Consider the following 18,177-nt stretch of genomic DNA (forward strand, 5'->3'; position numbering starts at 1 on the left):
GGTAACACCGATTATGCTGCGCTGCAACATAAGTCGATAGATTTTTTCGCAATTGCTCAATCGTTAACCGTTTCGAAAGTCCGTGGTGCGTGACGGGAAGTGCTCCTTTATTCCGAACCGTCGGAACACTATGAATGAAAGCTTAAAACGATACGGATTGAACGGGCCTCACCGACGATGCGCGTGTGGCAGAGGCAACGAACGAACCCATGGCGACGATCTTGATGCGACAGACGCTGGCCCTCATGGCAAGCCCCGCCATTCGCGATGCGAATGACGGGCTCACTGCGCTTGTCGTCCTGTCTGCGGATCTGTCGGCCATCGTCTGGGCCAACAGCGCGGGCGCAGAGACGTTCGGCCTTGCTTCGACAGGCCCGCAAGACCACGCCGAAACACCCGCCAGGATCCGCGATCAGCTGGCCGGATCACGCGGGATTTTTGCCCGCAAGGGCCGCGCGTCCCTTTTGCTGCGCATCGGCGGCGGGTTTCGGGCGGCGAGCATTCCGGGTGAATTGCGCCTGATCGCCTGGAACGATCCGGACGGGGACGGCGACCGAGACGTCGCGCTTTTGACCGTCCCCGCCTCCCGCGCCGCCTATGGCCCGGCGGAGCGCGACGCTGCGCTTTTGACCGAAGCCGGGCTTTCGGACACGGCGGAGGCGCGCCTCCTGCCGACGGAAACGGCCGCCGGCGAGCTGTCTGGTGGAGACGATCTCGCGGCGAGCGCCAAAGCGGCAAGCTTCGTTTCGAGCGAAAGTGACCTTGCGGAGTTCGAACCCGCCTCCGGCGGCCGCGCCCTGATGGCACGGATCGCGGCAGATCGCCTGCTGATCCTGCCGATCGACGAGCCGGCAGATGAGCTCCCGCCCGTTGCCGAAGCCGAAGCCGAAGCTGACGCAGCTGTTCCCGCTGCGGAGGAGCTGGTTTCCTCTCAGTCAGCACCTGCCAAGCCCGCCGCACGGCGCGTTCGCCGTCTGCATTCCGTCTGGGGCAGCGCCGCTCCCGCTCCCGTCTCAGCAAAACCGGAAACGGACGAACCATCCGCGGCCGCAATCGCATCCGGGGAGTATGCCGCAGAACGGGACATGGCGGCGCCTGCGCAGTCCGGGGATCCCGCAGATGACGATTTGCCGCAAGCGCCGGATGAAGATGGCGCGGCGACCGATGATGTTTCCGCTGAGGCTGGGAAGGAAATGCCCTCGCCGCCGAAGCCTCTAGCTGGCGAACCCGAAGACGCCTCGTCAGAGCCGAAGGAAGAGGCGCCCCCCTCCCCTGCGGGGGCGGATCAAGGCCCGCCGCAGGGCCTGTCGGCCGAGACCGCCACAGCGCAGCCAGCCGACGACGAAGACGACGACGACGACGACAGCGTCGAGCCGGTCGCCGAACCGGAGGCAAGTGGCGCGGCGGAGGATCAAGACGGTTCGAGGCCGGAAGAGAGCGAGAGCTCCGTCCGCGAAGACGCCGACCCGCCGGAAGACGGCCATAAGGAGGATCCGGCTCCCGAGACCGAGGAGCCCGTCGATGGCGTCCGGCCTCTCGCCGCTTCGGATTTCGAACCCTCTGCCGATGCCGGCGACGAACCGGCAAAGAGCGAGGCATTTTCGCCCCAACTCGGCGGCGAGCCGGTTCGCTTCGTCTGGCGCATCGACAGCGAGGGGCGGTTTCGCTCGCTGTCGCCGGAATTTGCCGCCGCCGTCGGCCCCGTCTCCGCCGCGATCCTCGACCGCAGCGTCGACGAGGTGGCGCGCGCCTATGGCCTCGACGGGGACGGCGCGCTTCGCCGGCTTTTGTCGCGGCGGGAGACCTGGTCGGGGCGCACGGTGATGTGGCCGCTGGAAAAGACCGCCAAGACAGTGCCGGTCGATCTCGCGGCCCTGCCCGTCTATGCGCGCGACCGCTCCTTCGACGGCTTTCGCGGCTTCGGGATCGTTCGTCTCGCCGATGCCGAGGACGATCCCGCCGCGATCGGTCTCGACCCGAACGCGGCGTTCGAAACGCTGGCGGAACCCGAGGCGGTCACCGGTGAGAGTGAGAGCGACAGCGAGACCCTGCCGGCCTTCATCCGCACCATCGGTGCCTCGCCGCCCGTCAATTTCGGTCGGCGCGAGCCGGAGCGGCGGCCGGAAGCCCCTCAGCCCTCACAGGCCGAGGGCGCTGCCCGGCATGACATGCCGCAGGAGGAGCGCCGCGACGAAAAGGTGATCCGCCTCGAGGAACGACGCCGCCCCGCCAATGCCGGCCTGAGCCAGACCGAGGAAGCCGCCTTCCGCGCGATCGGCGAGACGCTGGCACAGGGCTCCGATCCGCGCGACCTCGTCGAGGCCGTGCGTGCCGCATCGGAACGGATCGAGGAGTTCGAGAGCCGGCAGAGCGGCGAAGCGGACGCGCCGGATGCCTCGTCCGCCGAGGACCAGGGCGCGGACCCGGCGCTCACCGCCACCGAACCCTCCGGCGAGCCTCGGGCCGGATCGCGCGATCTCGCATCCGTGCTCGATCAGGTCTATGGCACGCTGCCACTGCCGATCCTGGCCCAGGCGGGCACCGATCTCGTCTATGCCAATCGCGAGTTTCTCGATCTGACCGGCCATGACGATCTCGCCGGACTTCGCTCGGCAGGCGGGCTCGACGGCCTGGTTCTCGACCGCATGGAGGGCGATGCCGACCGCCTGCGGCTACGCCGGGCCAACGGAACGAGCGTCGCCATCCGCGCCCGTATGCAGCGAACGAGCGTCGAGGGCGTCGGCTGTCTCATCTTCTCCTTCTTCGCATCGCCGCGCCTTGCGTTCATTTCGCACGAAAAGTTCGATACCGCGGAGGGCTCTCTCCCCGGGCCTTCTGCCGAAAGCCTTGCGGACCCCATTCTCGATCTCGCCGCCGATGGCATCGTCCTCGTCGACGATGCCGGCATGACAACGGCGATGAGCGGTGCGGCCCGTGAGCTTTTCGACATTGCTCCGGCGGACGTCGCCGGGCGCCCCTTCGTGACGCTGTTTGCCCATGAGAGCCAGAAAGCCATCAAGGTGCTTCTGACCGACAAGGGTCGCGGGCAGGACACGCCGGCCAAGGTCGTGGAGCGCGAGGCCAAGTGGTTCTCGCGGATCGATGTCATCGGCCGCGTCGCGGGCGGTGGCTTTCTGCCGCTTGCAGTGTCGCTCGGCCAGGTTCCGGGCAGCCGCGGATATTGCGCCGTCATCCACGACATCACCCGCTGGAAACGCGCCGAGGAAACGGCGGTCAGGGCCCGGGCCCACGCCGAAGCGTCGAACCTGCAAAAAAGCACCTTCCTGTCCGAGGTGGCCCAGGAGATCCGCGATCCGGTCGATGCGATCATCGGCTTTGCCGACCTGATCGTGACCGAGAGTCTCGGCTCCGTCGGCAACGAGCGGTATCTGGAATATCTCGAGGACATCAAGCGCTCGGGACATCAGGTCATCGACCTCGTCACCATCCTGCACGACCTTGCACAGGTGGAATCCGGCGAGAAGACCGTGTCCTTCGAAGCGGTCTCGCTCGCCGAGATCGTCGCGGAGGTCACGGCGGTCATGGCGCCGAAGGCAAACCGGCAACGGGTGATCGTGCGCACCCATCTGCCCTCCTCGGTCCCGCCCGTCGTTGGCGATCACGACACCATTCGCCAGATCACGACCAATCTCGTGGCCAATTCGATCCGCTCGACGCCGGCCGGCGGACAGTTGATCGTTTCGCTGAAATATGAGCCGGAACTGGGCGTTTCCCTGCGCTTTCGCGACACCGGCGTCGGCATGCGCCAGGACGAGATAGAGACCGCCCTGCGCGGGCCGGGCACCGGCCGCACCAGCGCCGCCGCCGAGACCAGCCGCCTCGGCCTGCCGCTCACGAAAGCGCTTGCGGAAGCAAACCGCGCGGAATTTTCCATCGCCTCCACCCCCGGCGAGGGAACGCTGGTCGAGGTGCGCTTTCCGCCCGCACGGGTGCTGCTCGACTGAGAGCGCCGGGACGTCAGCCCCCCTCCGAACGCCTTCTTCCGAGAGCCGGCCACCTCGATAGCAGCGATTCGTCGCGAGGCGACCTGAGGCCACGAATATGTGATCGTGAATGTCCGGTTTTCCCGCGCAACGTTTATGACCGCTAACAGCCTGAAACCGCTCGGTTCGATGGCCGCGAGGCCGCAAAGCCAGTTTAGAACCCTTCCAAGTCATTGATTGTACTGGCGAAAGAGATGATGCTATGGCATTCGGCATACTCGCGGCCCGTCCTCTTTCGGGTTGCAAAGTGTTCCAAATCGCGGGACCGCCACGCGAAGCTGAAACGTCAAAACAGATCGACCTTGCCGACGGACGTCGCGCGGCTGGGGCGACACGGGAGGAAGAGTTCGATGACGACCATGCGCACCGCCATCAACACGGCGATCTGCTCGATCGCGATGCTCGGCTCTTCTGTCGTTTCGGGCGCCGCCCTGGCGGCGGACGTCAACATCTACACCTCCCGACAGCCCGATCTGATCCAGCCCGTGCTCGATGCCTTCACGAAGGAGACCGGGCTTTCCACCGCGACGATCTTCATCGACAAGGGCCTCGAAGAGAGGATCAAGGCCGAGGGAGCGAATTCGCCGGCCGACCTGATCATGACAGTCGACATCGGGCGTCTCGACGCCGCCAAGCAGGCCGGCGTCGTCCAGCCCGTCACGAGTGACGTCCTCGAAAACAACATCCCGCAGAGATTTCGGGACGGCGATGAGGAATGGTTCGCACTGACGAGCCGGGCCCGCGTCGTATACGCCTCCAGGGAGCGGGTCGATATCGACGCGATCAGCTACAAGGACCTCGCCGATCCCAAGTGGAAAGGCCGTCTTTGCACGCGCTCCGGCCAGCACCAGTACAACATCGCGCTGATCGCCGCCTACATCGCCCATCATGGCGAGGACGCCGCGCGCGAATGGGTCGCCGGCCTTCGCGACAATCTCGCCCGTCGCCCGGAAGGCGGTGACCGCGACCAGGCCAAGGCGATCTATGCCGGCGAATGCGACATCGCTCTGGGCAACACCTACTATGTCGGCAAGATGGCGACCGACGAGAAGGAGCCCGAGCAGAAGGAATGGGCCGCCGCGATCAAGGTGATCATGCCGACCTTCGACAACGGCCTCACCCATGTGAACATTTCCGGCGTTTCGCTGGCCTCGAATGCGCCGCACAAGGACAATGCCATCAAGCTGATGGAGTTCTTGTCGAGCGACGAGGCCCAGAAGATCTATGCCGAGCTCAACTACGAATATCCCGTCGAGCCGGGTATCGAGACGTCGGAGCTCGTCCAGTCCTTCGGTGAACTGAAACCCGATACGCTCGGCCTCGACGAGATCGCCAGACATCGTGCCAAGGCGTCGGAAATCGTCGACGAGGTGAATTACGACGGCGGGCCGCAGAGCTGACACTTCGATACGATCGCGCAAAGACGGCTGCCGCTTCGATGTCCGCGGTGCGTCCCGTAGGAACTCTACGCATACCAGCGCGTATTCGCCGACGGGGCAAGGGCGACGGTGGCTATCTCGCCACCGCTTTCGCCCTTGCGGCTCTCGTCGCGATGCCCTTCGTGGCGCTGGTCTGGCTGGCCCTGTCGGGCAGTTCCTCGAACTGGTCGCATCTCGCCACGACCATCCTGCCGGAAGCCAGCATCGTCACGGCACAGCTGATGCTCGGCGTCGCGCTTGTCACGGGCACGGTCGGCGCCGTTACGGCCTGGCTCGTCGCGAGCTTCGAGTTCCCGGGAAGGCGGTTCTTTTCCTGGGCCCTGGTCCTGCCGCTCGCCGTCCCCACCTACATCGCCGCCTATTGCTTCGTGGAGTTCCTGCATTTCGCAGGACCCGTCCAGTCGGCGATCCGCGCGGTTTTCGGCTACAAGTCGAGCCGGGACTACTGGTTTCCGGAAATCCGCTCCCTCCCGGGTGCGGTGCTGATCCTGTCCTCGGTCCTTTACCCCTACGTTTATCTGACCGTCCGCATGGTCTTTCTGATGCAGGGGCGGAAGGCGGCGGAAGTCGCACGCACGCTCGGCGCCTCGCAGGCGGCGATCTTCGCCAAGATCCTGCTGCCGCTGGCCCGGCCGGCCATTGCCGTCGGTGTGACGCTGGCGCTGATGGAGGCGGTGAACGACATCGGCGCGGTGGAGTTTCTCGGCGTGAGGACGCTGACCTTCGCGATCTATTCCACCTGGCTCAACCGCGGCGATCTCTACGGCGCAACCCAGATTGCGCTTTTGATGCTCGCGGTGATCCTCGTGCTCGTCGCCGTCGAGCGACTCGCCCGGCGCCGCCAGCGTTTCACTCTCGGCAGAGCCGACCGCCCGCAGCCGGGATCGGAAAGGCTCACCGGCGGCAAGGCCGCGCTCGCCTCGCTTGCCTGCGCCATGCCGATCATCCTCGGCTTCGCGATCCCGTTTCTCGTCCTTGGCGACTATGCGGTGCGACGCCTCGATCAACTCGCCGACCCGCAGCTCTGGCGGGCCCTGCGCCACACCGTTGCCCTCGCCTCGATCACCAGTCTCGCCACCGTTCTGGCCGGCTTCATGCTGGCCTATGGCGTCCGGCTGACGGGTTCGAGGCGCCTCGTCCTGATGACCCGTCTTGCGGTCATCGGCTATGCCGTTCCCGGGACGGTGCTCGCCATCGGCATTCTCATTCCGCTCGCGGGCCTCGACAACTTCGTCGATGCGCACATGCGGGCCGGCTTCGATGTTTCCACCGGCCTCGTCCTGTCCGGTTCGGGCTTTGCCATCGTCTATGCCGGCTTCGTGCGCTTCATGGCGATGGGGCACGGCTCGCTCGAGAGCGGCTTTGCCAAGGTCTCGCCGCATCTCGACATGGCCTCGCGCACCCTCGGCAGGACACCCGGTGCGACGCTGCTCGAAGTTCTCCTGCCGCTGATGCGCCCGGCGCTGCTGACGGCCTTCCTCTTGGTCTTCGTCGAGGCCTCGAAGGAGCTTTCGGCGACGATCCTGCTGAGACCCTTCGACTTCGAGACGCTGGCGACCTTCGTCTATGCCCAGACCTCGCGTTCGGCGTTCGAGGACGGCGCGGTCGCGGCCTTGCTCATCGTGCTGGTCGGAATCCTGCCCGTTGCGATCCTCAATCGTTCGATTCTGGCCGAAACGACCCGCAGCTAGGCGAAAGTTTTCGGGCGTTTGCAAAGCAATCCCCCGCTCCCCTCTCCCAAAGAAGGCTGCAAGCCCTAGCTCACGCGTCAGTGACGCCCGCCGTTTCCGGCGCGATCGGCGGGTCTGCAATCGTCAAGAGGGGTGCTCTGTCCATGTCCGAAATTTCCGAGCCGAAAACCGCCGGGGGCGCCTGGCTGATCGTCGCCGCGAGCGCCATCGGCGCACTCATCGCCGCATTCAACGTCGTCAATCTCGGCAACGGCATCGCTTTCACCTTTGGTGCCTGGCTGGTTTTCGTATCGAGCCTCCTGGTTCTCGGCGCCGGCCTGATCCTGGCCCTGCATCTGGCTTTGTCGCGCGGCATGCGCGGTCTTCTCGCGGTTCTGATCCTGCTCGGGATCGTCGGCACGGGGGTCGCCGCCTATTTCCTTCTCGCCTGGATCCTCGTCGTCGCCATGGGCGTCGCGCTGGTCGGCTGGCTCATTCATGTGACGGTCGATCCGTCACCACTCGACTAAAACCCGATCGGGCAGAGCAAGGCATCACGCCGCCCGCCCCGAACATCACTCGACGGGACGACATACCCATGAACACAGCCAGACTGGCAGCTTCGACTGCCGCCTTCGCCCTTCTCCTCGGGCTCTCCCTTCCCGCATTGGCTCAGGACGCCGCTTCGCCCGACGCGCAGCCGCAGGCCACAGAGCCCGCGGGCGACAGCTCCGCCGATGCACAATCCCCGGCCGACGCGCCTGCAGATCAGGCAGCGCCCGACCAGGCGGGCAATCAGGAGACGGGCAGCAATGCGGCCGCGACCGCGGCGCCGGACGCAAATGCCAGCGCAACGCAGACGACCACCGAGCCGACCAAGGGCGGCGGCAGCGTCGAGCGTCCGGCCGGCGCGGCTGATGCGACCGAGGGCAGCGCAGGCGAGACCGCCGGCGGCGAGAGCCAAAGCGCGACCACCGAGGCCCGCAAGCCGCAGAAGCCCGACGCCTGGATGGAGGACACCAACAGCTGGGCGACCTTCAATGGCGACATCAGGGCGCAGAAATATTCCCCGGCCGACCAGATCACGCCCGACAATGTCGAAAATCTCGAAAAGGTCTGGGAGTATCACACCGGCGACGTCTCGGATGGCTCGGGCGACGTCCCGACCACCGTCTGGTCGGCGACGCCGCTGTTCGTCAACGACACGCTCTATCTCGGCACGCCCTTCTACAACATCATCGCGCTGGAGCCGGACACCGGCAAGGAGAAGTGGCGGTTCAACCCCCACGCCAAGCTCGAGGCGCTGACCCAGCCGGCGATGAAGAATCGTGGCGTCGCCTACTGGCAGGCCGAAGAGCCCAAGCAAGGCGAAGCCTGCCAGAAGATGGTCTATATCGGCACCATGGACGCCAAGCTCTACGGCGTCGACGCCGACACCGGCAAGCCCTGCGCCTCCTTCGGCAAGGACGGCATGCTCGACGTCAACCAGTGGAACACGGTCAACGACAAATGGCCGCTGTCGCTGCTCCAGGCCGCGACCGTCTATCACGACACGCTGTTTCTCGGCTGGGCCGGCAAGGACTGGACCAACTCTGCCGCCCCTCCCGGCACCGTCTTTGCCCTCGACGCCAAGACCGGCAAGCTGAAGTGGATGTTCCACGCGCTGCCCGAGGACGTCATCTCCAAGACCGGCACGGCAAACGTCTGGGCGTCCATGTCGGTTGATCCCGAGCGTGGGCTCCTCTACATCCCGATCTCCTCGCCGAGCCCGAACTATTACGGCGGCGACCGCAAGGAAAAGCTGCCGCTGGCGACGTCGGTGACGGCGCTCGACACCGACACCGGCAAGGTGGTGTGGAGCCGCCAGCTCGTCCATCACGACATCTGGGACTACGACACCGATGCCCCGCCGACGCTGGTCGACATAAAGAAGGACGGCAAGACCATCCCGGCCCTCGTCCAGACCTCCAAGCAGGGCTTCATCTACGTCCTCAACCGCGAGACCGGCGAGCCGGTCTATCCGATCGAGGAGCGGCGGGTGCCCGCCTCCGACGTTCCGGGCGAGGAAGCCTCGCCGACCCAGCCCTTCGTCGACAAGCCGGCTCCGGTGATCGACGAAGGCTGGCCAGGCGTCTCGGCGCTGGCCGATGCCGTCGGCTTCGGCGAATGCTCGCGGCGGGCCAAGGAGTATCGCTGGGAAGGCCGCTTCACCCCGCCGAGCCTTCAGGGCACCATCGCCTATCCGCCGACCACCGGCGGCTCGCAATGGGGCGGCGGCGCCATCGATCCCAATACGGGGATCTACGTCGTCAATTCCAACTCCGTCGTGCAGATCTACACGCTGATCCCGCGCGAGGAATTCCAGCAGAAGAGCCAGGACGGCGAGACCTCGGGCTATTACGCCCAGGGCGACGCCAAATACGCCTTCAAGCTGGAGACCTTCCTCAACTGGGCCGGCATGCCCTGCTGGAACGGCCCCTATGGCAAGATCGCGGCCTATGACCTGAAGACCGGCGAGCGGCTGTGGAACGAGCCCTTCGGCCAGGTTCAGAAATACGGCTTCTACATGCCGGAATCCTGGGGCTCGGTGACGATCGGCGCGCCTGTCATCACCAAGTCCGGCCTGATCTTCATCGGCGCCTCGATGGACTCACGCGTGAGGGCGCTGGATCTGAAGACCGGCAAGGTCCTGTGGAAAGCCCTCGTCGACGCCCCCGCCGTCGCCATGCCGGCTGTCTACACCTACAAGGGCCGGCAATACGTGACCTTCGTCGCCGGCGGCAACACGATCCTGTTGCCGACAGTGAGCGATCAGGTGGTGACCTACGCGCTGCCGAAGTAGGGCGGCGCGAAACGTCTGACGACGGGAACTCAGGCGGGTTCGGCGATATGGCCGGCCCGCCTTTTTCGTGTGCTGTCGGCCGAGAGCTTCGTTTCACGTCGATCGACGACTCTCGCGCCTTGCAGGACACTCGGTCATCTGACCGGCCCGGTCCAAACGCGGATATTCCACCCTCACTTGGCATGGGGTAGGATCCGGCGAACAAGCTGGATCGCAGCGCTCATGGATATCGAAACGGATCCGCACGGCGAAGCCTGGAAGCGGCTCCTGCCGCTGGCGCGACGTGACACGCGCTCGCTCGGCCGGGAGGACGACGTGCCGTGGATCTACGCCTTCGTCGCCCGCCAACGCGAACACTTCAAGGCGATGACGCTGCCGAGCGACGGGCTCGTGCTGCTGCTCGAAGGCACGAAAGAGGTCTGGTTCGGCATTGAGCAGACGACCTTTGGCGCGGGAGAGGCATTCGTCGCCAGCGCGGGCGTCACGATGGACGTCACCAACCTGCCTAATCCGACATCGGGTCACTACCGTGCCCTTTTCGTCCGGTTGCCGCGCCCTCTCCTTGTGGAGGCTGCCCGACGCTGGCCCCAGTTCGTCGGTCAATCGACGTTTGGGCCGAGGTCCCTTGCGGTGGATCCGACCCTGGTCGATGCGCTGCTCCATGCGTTCGGCGGGGACGATCGAGCGGTCCGCCGTCTCGTCTCCCCGCAACTTGCCCAGCATCGCTGTCTCGAACTCGTTCTCGTGCTTGCCGAAAGGGGAGCCCTGTCGCTGACCCCCAAATACGCCGGTCAGTCGACCGCCGATGCCGTGCGTCAGCTCTTGCGGCACCGCCTGCACCATCCCTGGACCGTGAGCGATGTCGCTCGGCGGCTCGATTGCTCGCAGGCTACCCTGCGGCGCCGGCTGCGGGCCGAAGGCGAGAGCTTCGCAAAGCTCCTGTTGTCCGAACGTCTGGCGGCGGCTCGCATCCTTCTGGCCGAGCGCGGCGCCGAGGTCGCCGACACGCTGGCCGCGACGGGCTTTGCCTCGCGCTCGCACTTCGCTGCGAACTATCGCCGCCTCTATGGCGAAGTGCCGTCGAGTGCCCGCCATCGCCATAAAGGGCCACCAGCACCGGCTTGATCGTTTTCGGCGCATTTTCGATCGCCTCGGGCCGTCTCGCGGGGCTCCCGGCAGATAGCTCTTCTCGGTGCGCAACCGACAAGGAGCCCGCCCATGCGCTACTCGACCCCCATACGCTGCTCGATTTACGCATTCGTCGCCCCCATTCTCTTCGTCACGGCATGTTCGGCCGCGGATCTGACCGTTTCGATGGGCGACGCTGCGCCGGACACGATCATGCCTGACCGCCACGCCTTCTGTCCGCCGAACGGCACGAACCCGGCCAACATCAGTCCTGCCGTCACGTGGTCCGCAGGGCCGGAGGGAACGCGATCCTATGCCCTGCGCATGCAGGACCAGGATGTACCCGCAGCGCTCGACCAGATCGAGAAGCCCGGCGTCGTCATTGCGAGGGACGCGCCCCGGATCGCCGTCGACCATTGGATTCTGGCTGACATCCCGGCCGACAGGCGATCGCTCGCGGAAGGAGAAGACAGCGACGGCTTCACCAAGGGCGGCAAGCCGACCGGGCCGACAAGCCATGGCGTGCGCGGGGCGAACGTCTATGCCAGCTTCTTCGCCTCCAAGCCCGACATGGTGGGCCCATATGGGGGCTACGACGGCCCTTGCCCCCCGCGCAACGACGAGAGACCCCATCGCTATACCGTCAAGGTCTTCGCGCTCGACATCGAGCAACTCGCGCTGCCCGAAGGATTCACGGGCGACGTCCTGGCGGACGCGATGCGGGGGCACATCCTCGCCGAGGGTTCCGTCACCACCACCTACAGTCGTTGGGAGGGTCCGAAATGAGCCGCAGCCAGCACGAACTCGTCAACGCCCAGTTCGGTCCTCAGGCCAATGCCTATGTGGCCAGCCCCGTGCACGCAACCGGCGCAGATCTTGAGCGGATCGGGGCCCTTGCCGCCGCGAACCGTCCGGTCCGCGCACTGGATCTGGGAACCGGCGGCGGGCACGTCGCCTATGTCCTCGCGCCCCATGCCGGAACGGTCGTCGCCTGCGACCTGTCCTCCGACATGGTCGCAGCCGTGGAGCGGGAAGCGGTGCGCCGGAGCCTTCAGAATGTCACGGGAACGGTCGCGCCCGCCGAACGACTGCCTTTTTCAGATGCCGAGTTCGACCTCGCTGCCAGTCGCTTCTCGGCGCATCATTGGGCCGATGTGGCGCGCGGGCTGCGAGAAACGCGCCGCGTTCTGAAAGCCGGCGGAACGGCCGTCTTCGTCGACGTCGTCGGACCGCCGGTGGCCGCGCTCGACAGTCATCTGCAAGCCGTGGAGCTCCTGCGAGACCCCTCCCACGTCCGCGACTACCGCCCGTCCGAATGGACCGCGATGCTGGAGGAGGCCGGCTTTCGCATCAATGAGGTTCAAACCTGGAAACTGCGCATGGAGTTTGCCTCTTGGACGACACGCATCGCCACGCCGCCCGCCTCCGTCGCCGCGATCCGATCGCTACAGACCGGCGGCGCGGCCACGACCACGGCCTACTTTGCGATCGAGCCGGACGGCTCGTTCGAAATAGATGTTGCCTGGTTCGGGGCGACCGCCATCTAGGCGTCGTGAAGCTCTGCTTCCGCTCCTGCCAACCGGAGGCGGCCTGACTGCTCTCCGCTAATCACAGCCGCCTCATGCCTGAGACACAAACTCAGCTCCCCAACTCCCCCCGCCCCTCGAACTCCTTCAGCGCCTCCGGATTGGCCAGCGCTTCCTTGTTCTTCACCGGCCTCCCCTCGACGACCTCGCGGACGGCGAGCTCGGTGATCTTGCCGCTCTTGGTGCGGGGGATGTCCTTGACGGCGAGCACCTTGGCCGGGACGTGGCGGGGCGAGGCGCCGGTGCGGATGGCGTCCTTGAGGCGCTTGACGAGGTCGTCGGTGAGGTCGTGGCCGTCCGCGAGCCTGACGAAGAGGACGACGCGCACGTCCCCCTCCCAGCTCTGGCCGATGCAGATGGCCTCGGTGACTTCCTCGAACTGCTCGACGATGTTGTAGATCTCGGCGGTGCCGATGCGCACGCCTTGCGGGTTCAGCGTCGCGTCGGAGCGGCCGTGGATGATCATGCCGCCGTGGCTGGTCCATTCGGCGAAGTCGCCATGGGCCCAGATGCCGGGGAAGGTCTCGAAATAGGCAGCGGTGTAACGCTCCCCGCCGGGATCGTTCCAGAATTCGATCGGCATCGACGGGAAGGCCTTCGTACAGACGAGGTCGCCCTTGCCGCTGCCGAGCGGCTTGCCGTCCGGATCGTAGACGTCGACCGCCATGCCGAGGCCTGGCCCCTGGATCTCGCCCTCATAGACGGCGCGCGTCGGGATGCCGAGGACGAAGCAGGAGAGGATGTCGGTGCCGCCCGAAATCGAGGCGAGGTGAACGTCCGGCTTCACGTCGGAATAGACATAGGCGAACCCCTCCGGCGACAGCGGCGAGCCGGTGGAGGTGATCGTTTGGACGCTGGAGAGATCGTGGCTCTCGGCCGGCTTCAGGCCGAACTTGCGGGCGGAATCGATGTATTTCGCGCTGGTGCCGAAGAAGCTGGCCTTCTCCTCGGCGATGTAGTCGAAGACGATGGCCTTGTGCGGATGGAACGGCGAGCCGTCGTAAAGCAGCAGCGTCGAGCCGCCGCCGAGCGCCGCCACCAGCCAGTTCCACATCATCCAGCCGCAGGTGGTGAAGTAGAACACCCGCGAGCCTTCCTCGTTGCCGCAATGGAGGAAATGCTCCTTGCGCTGCTGGATCAGCGTGCCGCCGGCGCCGTGGACGATGCATTTGGGAACGCCGGTCGTTCCCGACGAGAACATGATGTAGAGCGGATGGTCGAAAGGCAGCCGCTCGAAGGTCAGCTCTGCCGGATGATAGGGCGCGAGGAATTCGCCCAGCGTGACGCCGTTGTGGGCGCCAGACGCGGCCTTCGCGCCGTCGCCGAGATACGGCACGACGATGGTCCTTTGGGGGCTGAGCTTTTCGCTGATCGGCGCGAGTTTCTCGGCGATGTCGATTTCCTTGGAGGCGTAAAAATAGCCATCGCAGGCGACGAAGAGCTTCGGCTCGATCTGGCCGAAGCGATCGATCACGCCGCGCTCGCCGAAGTCCGGCGAGCATGAGGAGAAGACCGCGCCGAGCGAGGTCGCAGCCAGCATGACGGCAACGGTCTCCGGCATGTTCGGCATCATCGCCGCGATCCGGTCGCCGGCGACGATGCCCTCGGCCTTGAAAGCCTGCTGAAGCTTCGAGACGATGGCGGAAAGGTCGTCCCAGCTCCATCGGCTCGCCCGCCTGTCCTCGCCGCGAAACACGATGGCGTCGCCCGCCCCGGCCCTGGCCAGGAGGTTTTCGGCGAAGTTGAGCCGCGCCTCCGGGAAAAACCGGTCCTCGCGCATTGCGCCGCCCGCGGTAAGAGCGGTCCCGCCCTTGTCGCCGACGATGCCGCAAAAGTCCCAGACCAGCGACCAGAAGGCGCCGCGATCCTCGATCGACCACTGATGAAGGGCGTCGTAATCGGGAAAGCTGCGTCCCGTCGCCTCGCCGGCTGCCTGCGAAAAGGCGCTGATCGGATGGTTTTCGATGCGCGCCTTCGAGGGCGTCCACAGGGGATTTTCACTCATTTCCAGAACTCCCGCCAGCCGCCTTGCTGGTGCCATACCCATGTAACAAAGGCAACGAAGCCGTCTATCCCCCGGCAGCGTCGACGGGAAAACCGCGCAGTCGGGCCGCTAGCCGCTTTCGCGGATGCCGGCGCGGGGCTAGTGAGGACCGGACAGATTGCCGGACAGATTGATGGAGACCCCACGGCGTGCGACCTGACTGGCCAGCCCCGACCACCCAGGCGGATTTGCCGGGAAAACCGCGCCGGCGCGCGTTGTGGCGGTGGCTGACGGTCGGGGTCGGCTCGGCCCTTGCCGTCTTCGTCCTGCTCGCGGCCCTGCTGCCCGGCCTCGTCCTTGGCTCCGATGCCGCCCGCGCCCTCGTCGTCGATCGTCTCGAGGCGCTGACGGGCCAGCACGTTTCGATCGACGGCCGCATCGACTTCGCCGTCCTGCCCCGCGCGCGCCTCAGCCTCGACCACGTCCGGTTCGGCGACGGCGAGTTCACCATCGATACCCTCGTCGCCAATTTCAGTCTTCTCGACGTGTTTTCCGGCGATGGCGACATTTCGCGTCTCGTTCTGGTGCGGCCGGAATGGCGGGTCTCAGAGGCCGAGCCGCAATCCGAGAGCGTTTTGCCGGGAACCGGCGGCAGTCTTCTCGCCGGGCTCCACTCATTGCTGTCGCGGATGCAAGGCATTCACGACGTCGAAATCCGCGACGGGCTGTTCCGGCCCACCGGACAAAGATTTGCGCAGCGGCGCGGTGTCAGCAATGCCAATGTCAAGATCGCCCAGTCGGGCTCGGCGGACCGATTGAGCGTTTCCGGCAGCTTCGTCTGGAACGGCCAACCGACCACGGTGGATCTCGACGTCGAAGCCGACCGGCCGCTCCGGCAGGGCGGCCAGAGCAATGTCGATTTCAGCCTCGATTCGCCGGCCCTTGCCGCCAAGTTTTCCGGCGTGGTCCAGCTTCAGAACTTTCGCCAGGCCCAAGGCCGGCTCAGCCTCGTCACCCAGTCCTTCAGCCGTGGGATCGAATGGCTCTTCGCCCCGGAAACGCAGATCCCCGAACTCGGTGCCGTCGATCTTGCGGGCGATCTCTTCCTCGAAGGCGGCAATGCCGAACTTCGCCAGGCCGATCTGCGGATCGGCGGGTCCGAAGGGCGCGGCGCGATGGAGGCTCGCTTCGAAGGCGATACGCCCGTCATCGGCGGAACCCTCGCCTTCAACGATCTCAATCTCACGCCGATCGCCCGCTCGATCGCCCCCTATCCCCGCAACGCCCTGGATTTCGAGCGCCCGTTGGGTGTCGATTTCGCCACCGCCATCCAGATGGAGATCAGGCTCTCGGCCAGCGAACTCACACTCGGCACCGTGCCGTTCCAGGACGTCGCAGCCGTGATCAGCGCCGCGAACGGCGTCGCCAAGCTCGATGTGGGAGACGCAACGCTGTTCGGCGGGCGCGCGCAGGCCGCCATCACCGTCGACGGGCGCGCCAGCGAGCCGCGGGTGGAAGGCTGGGTCAACGCCAGCGGCATCGACGCGGCACCCCTGATGTCCGTTCTGTCGATCCGTTCGATCGCCCTCACCGGCACCTCGACGATCCGGGCGAAACTCGAGGCGCCGGCGGAGAATTGGCACGCGATACTTTCGGGGCTCGATGTCACCGCCCATCTGGAAGCGAACAACGGCGCGATTTCGGGTTTCGATCCGAGTGTCTTCGCAGAACCGGGCGCGCGGCCGCTCCGGGCAGGAACGCAGGACGGATCGATCCCCTTCTCGGCCCTCGATGCGGAAATCACTCTGAACGGCACGACGATCGACTTCGACCGAATGACGCTCGCAAATGACGGCGGCAAACTGAGCGCCAGCGGCAGATATTTCGCGCAGACCAACGACATCGACGTTGCCGGCAATTTCGAGGCTCTGACCGCAGCTCTCGCTTCGACCGCCCCCTCACCGGCCGCCGCTCCCAAGCGGATCGAATTCACGATGAGGGGCGAATGGCCGGACCCCGCCGTCACGACCGCGCCAAGCGCGGTCGAATGAACGGCCGGTCAGGTGCAAGGCCGGGCGAGTGCGACGGGCCAGACATCGCGCCGCCGCCGATCTCGGCTCGCTCAAGCTCCAGAGCGCAAACTCGCCGGGATCGCCAGAGGATCAAACCTTCAATGCCGAACACGAAACGAATTTGGCCCATGCTGCGCGCCGGATCTGCCATCAACGCCATCGTCGATCATGACGCGCGCCGAAGAAGCCCAGGGACAGCTCGTGCGCGGCGCCTGATCGCCGGCCTCGCCCTTGCGGCCGTCAGCCTCATCGCCTCGCAAGCGCCGCTCGCGGCCCAATCGGTCATCAAGCTCGGCTCGACATCTGCCGGAACCACGGCAAGCGCCAAGACCGAGACAGGCTGTGACACCGCCGACTATCACGCCGCGCTTTCGGCCATCCGGGCAGGCGAGTATGCCGCGATCGCAAATGCGCGCAACGAGGCAGGCAAGCCGGACGCCAGACTGCCCGGACGGCTGCTATTCAATCCGATCATGGCTCCGAAGACCCGAGAAGCCCGACAAGCGCTGATGGCGGCAAACAAGCTCGCGCGCTCGAAGAACCGTCCGAGCTGGATGGCGAGCAGCGATTCGCGCTGGATCATCAAGGAAGTCTCCAACGAGCTGGGCCGCTATCTCGCCCAGGACGAGACGCCCTATCTGTGTTACGGCGTGCCGGATTATCTCAAGACGATGCGCAGCTATCTCGCGCGGGCCGGCGGCGACGCGGCCTCGCTCGATGCTTTGAAGACAGTGCAGGCCGCCATCGCCTCAAACAAGATCAATGCCGCGCTCGAAGAGATGCGCCCCGTCCCGCTGCCGAAGCCCGCGCCCGAAAAGCCCGACGACAGCCTGATGGCGGCCGGAGAGTTGCGGCCGGCAATGGGACTGTCGCAGACCGACGCGGTCACCGCTCCCGCCGACAAGCCGCAGGGTGCGAGCGACGGGACATCCCCCTCGAGCGACGACGCTGCAATGTCGTCGAACGGCAATGGGCCGGCGCCAGTCGTGAACGCCGACCTGCCGCCCTTGACCGCGCCCGAACCGATCAAGCTGTCGAGCGACGCCGATCGACTTGCAGCCCTCGATCAGGTGATGGAGGCCGCGCGCCAGAGCGGCGCGCTGTTCGGTGAGACGTCAGACCGGGCACCGAACCAGACGGCCGCCCTGTCGACACCGGGCGCGGTGACCGCGACCGACGAGACGGCCGATCCCCGGCCGGTGCTCGACGAACTGGCCGCCCTGCGGCCTCTCGTCTACGGGGCACGGCCGGCGATCACCGACATCTCCGTCCGTCGCCGGCTGATCGACACCTTCTCCGCGATCGAAGTGCTCGACTATCTCGACCACCGTCCGGCGGAATACGAGACGTCTGTCCCGGCGGCGATCGGGCGTACCCTCGACGCCATCTCCAGCGCCAATGAAAAGACCTGCGGCTGTGCGTCGAACTGACCGGCGCCTCCAGCGAGCAGGC

At 66.0% G+C, this 18,177-nt stretch carries 11 protein-coding genes; 10 read left to right on the forward strand and 1 reads right to left on the reverse strand.

The features are described 5' to 3' along the window. Positions 1-209: 209 nt before the first annotated feature. From J6595_RS04790 to J6595_RS04825, 8 genes are all read left to right on the forward strand, one after another. Complete coding sequence (locus tag J6595_RS04790; RefSeq protein WP_209593291.1) at positions 210-3,965, forward strand: ATP-binding protein; 3,756 nt, start codon at positions 210-212, stop codon at positions 3,963-3,965. Positions 3,966-4,354: 389 nt separating this feature from the next. Then, positions 4,355-5,404 carry a Fe(3+) ABC transporter substrate-binding protein gene (locus J6595_RS04795; RefSeq protein WP_425342122.1) on the forward strand — a complete coding sequence of 350 codons (1,050 nt, stop codon included), beginning with the start codon at positions 4,355-4,357 and terminating at the stop codon, positions 5,402-5,404. A gap of 38 nt (positions 5,405-5,442) precedes the next feature. Further along, positions 5,443-7,134, forward strand: coding sequence for an ABC transporter permease (locus J6595_RS04800; RefSeq protein ID WP_209593292.1), 1,692 nt, complete (start codon positions 5,443-5,445; stop codon positions 7,132-7,134). A gap of 143 nt (positions 7,135-7,277) precedes the next feature. After that, positions 7,278-7,643 (forward strand): hypothetical protein, encoded by a 366-nt coding sequence (locus tag J6595_RS04805; protein ID WP_209593293.1) that lies wholly within the window; start codon positions 7,278-7,280, stop codon positions 7,641-7,643. Positions 7,644-7,711: 68 nt separating this feature from the next. Then, complete coding sequence (locus J6595_RS04810; protein ID WP_209593294.1) at positions 7,712-9,955, forward strand: pyrroloquinoline quinone-dependent dehydrogenase; 2,244 nt, start codon at positions 7,712-7,714, stop codon at positions 9,953-9,955. A 222-nt stretch (positions 9,956-10,177) separates the two neighbouring features. Continuing rightward, entirely contained in the window at positions 10,178-11,080 is a 903-nt protein-coding gene (locus tag J6595_RS04815) for a helix-turn-helix transcriptional regulator (RefSeq protein WP_209593295.1), read from the forward strand. 93 nt (positions 11,081-11,173) lie between these two features. Continuing rightward, complete coding sequence (locus J6595_RS04820; RefSeq protein ID WP_209593296.1) at positions 11,174-11,869, forward strand: YbhB/YbcL family Raf kinase inhibitor-like protein; 696 nt, start codon at positions 11,174-11,176, stop codon at positions 11,867-11,869. Continuing rightward, positions 11,866-12,630, forward strand: a complete 765-nt coding sequence (locus J6595_RS04825) for a class I SAM-dependent methyltransferase (protein WP_209593297.1) — start codon at positions 11,866-11,868, stop codon at positions 12,628-12,630. Before J6595_RS04820 ends, J6595_RS04825 begins: the two co-directional genes overlap by 4 nt. Before the next feature lie 91 nt (positions 12,631-12,721). Here J6595_RS04825 and J6595_RS04830 read toward each other — a convergent pair whose 3' ends face one another. Further along, positions 12,722-14,674, reverse strand: coding sequence for an acetoacetate--CoA ligase (locus J6595_RS04830; protein WP_209593298.1), 1,953 nt, complete (start codon positions 14,672-14,674; stop codon positions 12,722-12,724). 188 nt (positions 14,675-14,862) lie between these two features. Here J6595_RS04830 and J6595_RS22825 point away from each other — a divergent pair, with 188 nt between their 5' ends. After that, positions 14,863-16,704, forward strand: coding sequence for an AsmA family protein (locus tag J6595_RS22825; RefSeq protein WP_209593299.1), 1,842 nt, complete (start codon positions 14,863-14,865; stop codon positions 16,702-16,704). A 149-nt stretch (positions 16,705-16,853) separates the two neighbouring features. Continuing rightward, entirely contained in the window at positions 16,854-18,155 is a 1,302-nt protein-coding gene (locus tag J6595_RS04840) for a hypothetical protein (protein WP_209593300.1), read from the forward strand. The last annotated feature ends 22 nt before the right edge of the window (positions 18,156-18,177 follow it).

The organism is Jiella mangrovi (assembly GCF_017815135.1).
GTDB lineage: Bacteria > Pseudomonadota > Alphaproteobacteria > Rhizobiales > Rhizobiaceae > Jiella > Jiella mangrovi.